5 protein-coding genes are annotated in these 4,341 nt (G+C 66.7%); all 5 read left to right on the top strand.

The features are described from left to right. The first annotated feature begins 126 nt into the window (after positions 1 to 126). Entirely contained in the window at positions 127 to 669 is a 543-nt protein-coding gene (locus AX681_RS10105; RefSeq protein WP_066659768.1) for a glycoside hydrolase family 108 protein, read from the top strand. Positions 670 to 705: 36 nt separating this feature from the next. Further along, on the top strand, positions 706 to 1,119 hold the full coding sequence (locus AX681_RS10100) for a holin family protein (RefSeq protein WP_066682184.1): 414 nt from the start codon (positions 706 to 708) through the stop codon (positions 1,117 to 1,119). A 92-nt stretch (positions 1,120 to 1,211) separates the two neighbouring features. Further along, a complete protein-coding gene (gene hslV / locus AX681_RS10095; protein ID WP_066660458.1) occupies positions 1,212 to 1,763 on the top strand; it encodes an ATP-dependent protease subunit HslV in 552 nt (183 codons plus the stop codon). 23 nt (positions 1,764 to 1,786) lie between these two features. Next, on the top strand, positions 1,787 to 2,842 hold the full coding sequence (locus tag AX681_RS10090; protein WP_066660461.1) for an aldo/keto reductase: 1,056 nt from the start codon (positions 1,787 to 1,789) through the stop codon (positions 2,840 to 2,842). A gap of 17 nt (positions 2,843 to 2,859) precedes the next feature. Next, positions 2,860 to 4,152, top strand: coding sequence for an ATP-dependent protease ATPase subunit HslU (gene hslU, locus AX681_RS10085; RefSeq protein WP_066660464.1), 1,293 nt, complete (start codon positions 2,860 to 2,862; stop codon positions 4,150 to 4,152). The last annotated feature ends 189 nt before the right edge of the window (positions 4,153 to 4,341 follow it).

Here is a 4,341-nt window from a genome sequence, read left to right as displayed (position 1 = left end):
CTCCACCACCCGCTGCGCGGGCGGTCCCCCTCCCCTGCTGCGCAGGGGAGGAATGGCCACTCCAAACACCCCCTTTCCTACAACGAACCATATAGGTTATCGCGAGTCGATGAGGAGGAACAAAGCATGACCATCGATCAGCTCATCGACGACGTGATCGCCCGCGAGGGCGGCTATAGCGACCACCCCGCCGACCGCGGCGGCCCGACGCGATGGGGCGTGACGCAGCGCGTCGCCCGTGCGCATGGCTATGCTGGCGACATGCGCGTCTTTCCGCGCAGCGAAGCCGCCGCCATCTATCGCCGCCTCTACTGGCTCCGCCCGCGCTTCGATCAGGTGGCCGAACGCGCGCCGGCCCTCGCCGCCGAGCTTTTCGACACCGGCGTCAACATGGGGCCAGCGGTCGCCGCGCGCTTCCTGCAACGCGCGCTCAACGGCCTCAACCGCAACGCGCGCGACTATCCCGATATGGGCGTGGATGGAAAGATCGGCCCGGTCACCCTCGCCGCGCTCGCCGCATTCCTCGACACGCGCGGCCCGCCCGGCGAGCGCGTGCTGCTCAAGGCGGTCGAGGCGCTGCAGGGCGAACGCTACATCGCGCTCGCCGAACGCCGCCCCGCCAACGAAGCCTTTCTCTACGGCTGGCTTGCGAACCGGATTGGTTCGTAACCCTGCAATTTCGTCAACATTGTCAGGAGACCCACCATGAGTGTCATCGCCAGCCTGATCGGCCCGATTGCCGGCCTGATCGACAAGATCATCCCCGACCCCAAGGCGCGCGACGCCGCCAAGCTCGAACTGCTCAAGCTGCAAGGCACGCAGGAGATGGAGGCCGTCCGCACCCAGCTCTCGGCCATCGTCGCCGAAGCGCAATCCCCCGACCCCTGGACCAGCCGCGCCCGCCCCAGCTTCCTCTATGTCATGTATGCGCTGCTGCTCTGGGCGATCCCGATGGGCCTGATCGGCGCGGTCCAGCCCGACATGGCCAAGGGGATCGCGGCGAGCATGAACGCCTATCTCTCCGGCATCCCGGAATCGCTCTACGCGCTCTTCGGCACCGGCTATCTCGGCTACACCGCCGCGCGCCAGTGGGGGAAGATCAAGGGTGTCGAAAAGTAGAAGCTGACAGGATCGCGGCACGTCCGCGTAACTTCGTCAGTTTCGGCCGGGGGTCTTGGCAAGGCCGAGACCCCCTCCCCATATCCCGGCCCATGAGCGACAAGATACAGTGGCACGGCACAACGATCCTTTCCGTGCGCAAGGGCGGCCGCGTGGTCATCGCCGGCGACGGCCAGGTCTCGCAGGGTTCGACCGTGATGAAACCCAATGCCCGCAAGGTCCGCCCGCTGGGTGACGGCAGCGTCATCGCCGGCTTCGCCGGTGCCACCGCCGACGCCTTCACCCTGTTCGAGCGGCTCGAAAGCAAGCTCGAGCGCCATCAGGGCCAGCTGCTGCGCGCCGCGGTCGAACTGGCCAAGGACTGGCGCACCGACAAATATCTCCGCAACCTCGAAGCGATGCTGATCGTCGCGGACAAGACGACCACGCTGATCGTCACCGGCAATGGCGATGTGCTGGAGCCCGAAGCCGGGATCGCCGCGATCGGATCGGGCGGCAATTTCGCCCTCGCCGCTGCCCGCGCCCTCAACGATTACGAGCCGGATGCCGAAACCATGTGCCGCAAGGCCATGGCCATCGCCGCCGAGCTGTGCGTCTATACCAACGATCGGCTGACCGTCGAAAGCCTCGACGCCACGGCCTGACGACCACGGGGGAGAGGAAGACCATGCTCTATTCGCGTCTCGGCAATACCGGCCTCATCGTCTCGCGCCTGTCATTCGGCACGATGACCTTCACGCTCGGTGGCGGCATCCCCGCCATCGCCAAGACCAATCGCGCCGACGCCGCCGCGCTGATCGGCCGCGCGCTCGATGCGGGGATCAACTTCTTCGACACCGCCGACATCTATTCCGACAGCGAGTCCGAACAGGTGCTCGGCCAGATCCTTGCCCCGCGCCGCGACGAAGTGGTGATCGCGACCAAGGCGGGCTGGCGCGCGGGTGCCCCGCTCAACCGCTCCGGCCTGTCGGCGGCGCATCTCAACTGGTCGATCGACCAGAGCCTGAAGCGGCTCGGCACCGATCATGTCGATGTCTACATCGTCCATCGCGACGACCGGAACACCCCGCTTGAAGAGACGCTGCGCACGCTCGATTCCATCGTCCGCGCGGGCAAGGCGCGCTATCTCGGCTTCTCCAACTGGCCGGCATGGAAGGTCGCGGCGGCGATGGAGCTGCAGCGCGCCAATGGCTGGGCGCCCTTCACCCATGGCCAGCTGATGTATTCGCTGGTCGGCCGCGACATCGAAAGCGAGTTCTTCCCGCTCGCCGCGCATTACGGCCTCGGCATCACCGCATGGAGCCCGCTCGCCGGCGGCTTCCTGTCGGGCAAATATACCCGCGACAATCCCGGCGACGTCGATGACCGGCTGACCGGTTACGAAGGCATCCCGATCGACAAGGACAAGGGTTTCGTCCTGATCGACCGGCTGCGCGACATCGCCGCCAGCCATAATGCGACCGTGGCACAGGTCGCCTTGTCCTGGCTGCTGCACCGCGAACCCGTGTCGAGCATCCTGCTCGGTGCGAGCAAGATGCACCAGCTCGAGGATAATCTCGGCGCGGTGAACGTCGCGCTGACCCCGGACGAGGTCAAGGAACTCGACCGCATGACCCGCCAGCCGCGCGCCTATCCGCGCATCATGATCGACTGGATCGACCAGCCGATCGCTCAGGCGCTCGCCGCCCGCCCCGGCGCGCCCTATCGCCCCGAACCAAGCTGAAAGACCCCACTTCCCCCATGAACGACCAATTGACTCCCAAAGCCATCGTCGCTGCGCTCGACGCGCACATCATCGGCCAGCGTGATGCCAAGCGCGCGGTCGCCGTCGCGCTGCGCAACCGTTGGCGCCGCCAGCAGCTCAAGGCCGATCTGCGCGATGAGGTGACGCCCAAGAACATCCTGATGATCGGCCCGACCGGCTGCGGCAAGACCGAGATCAGCCGCCGCCTCGCCAAGCTCGCCGACGCCCCGTTCGTGAAGGTCGAGGCGACCAAATTCACCGAAGTCGGCTATGTCGGCCGCGACGTCGAACAGATCGCCCGCGACCTGGTGGAGGAAGCGATCCGGCTGGAGAAGGAACGCCGCCGCGCCGCGGTGAAGGACAAGGCCGAGGCTGCGGCGATGACGCGCCTGCTCGACGCGCTGACCGGCAAGGACAGCAGTCAGGCCACCCGCGAAGCCTTCCGCGCGCGCCTCAACGAAGGTCATCTCGACAACACCGAGATCGAGATCGAGGTGGAGGCATCGGGCGGCATGCCGTTCGACATCCCCGGCGCGGGGCCGCAGATGATCAATCTGGGCGAGATGATGAAGGGTCTGGGCGGCCCCCAGCTCAAGCGCCGCAAGATGAACGTCCACGCCGCCTGGGCAAAGCTGGTCGAGGAGGAAGCCGACAAGCGCCTCGATCAGGACGACGTCGCCCGCGTCGCGCTGGCCGACGCCGAGGCGAACGGCATCGTCTTCCTTGACGAAATCGACAAGATCGCGGTCAGCGACGTGCGCGGCGGCAGCGTCAGCCGCGAGGGCGTCCAGCGCGACCTGTTGCCCTTGATCGAGGGGACCACGGTCGCCACCAAATACGGCCCGATGAAGACCGACCACATCCTGTTCATCGCCTCGGGCGCGTTCCACGTCGCCAAGCCCAGCGACCTGCTCCCCGAACTCCAGGGCCGCCTCCCCATCCGCGTCGAGCTCAAGGGCCTGACCGAGGATGATTTCGTCGCGATCCTCTCGGACACCAAGGCATCTTTGCCCGAACAGTACCGCGCGCTGATCGGCACCGAAGGCGTCGATGTCCGCTTCACCGAAGACGGCATCCGCGCCGTCGCCCGCATCGCGGCGGAAGTGAATGGCGAAGTCGAAAATATCGGCGCCCGCCGCCTCCAGACGGTGATGGAAAAGCTGCTCGAAGAAGTCAGCTTCGACGCCGAGGATCGCAGCGGCACCGAACTGGTGGTCGACGCCGCCTATGTCCACTCGCAACTCGCCAGCATCGCCCGCAACACCGACCTAAGCCGCTACGTGCTGTAACGCCCATCGTCACCCCGGGCTTGACCCGGGGCCCATCTCCCGCACTTTCCTACAAGCGACCCGCTGCGCTAGGGTCGGCCGCCGGAGATGGGCCCCCGCGTTCGCGGGGGTGACGAAAGGGGTGAAGCCGTGCGCAATTTTCTGTCGGGGCTCGCCCTCCTCCTCGCCCTCCCCGCCGCCGCCCAAAAC

The sequence above is a fragment of the Sphingomonas sp. CCH9-E2 genome (assembly GCF_001557215.1).
Lineage (GTDB): Bacteria > Pseudomonadota > Alphaproteobacteria > Sphingomonadales > Sphingomonadaceae > Sphingomonas.
This window is presented reverse-complemented; position numbering and strand designations above follow the sequence as displayed.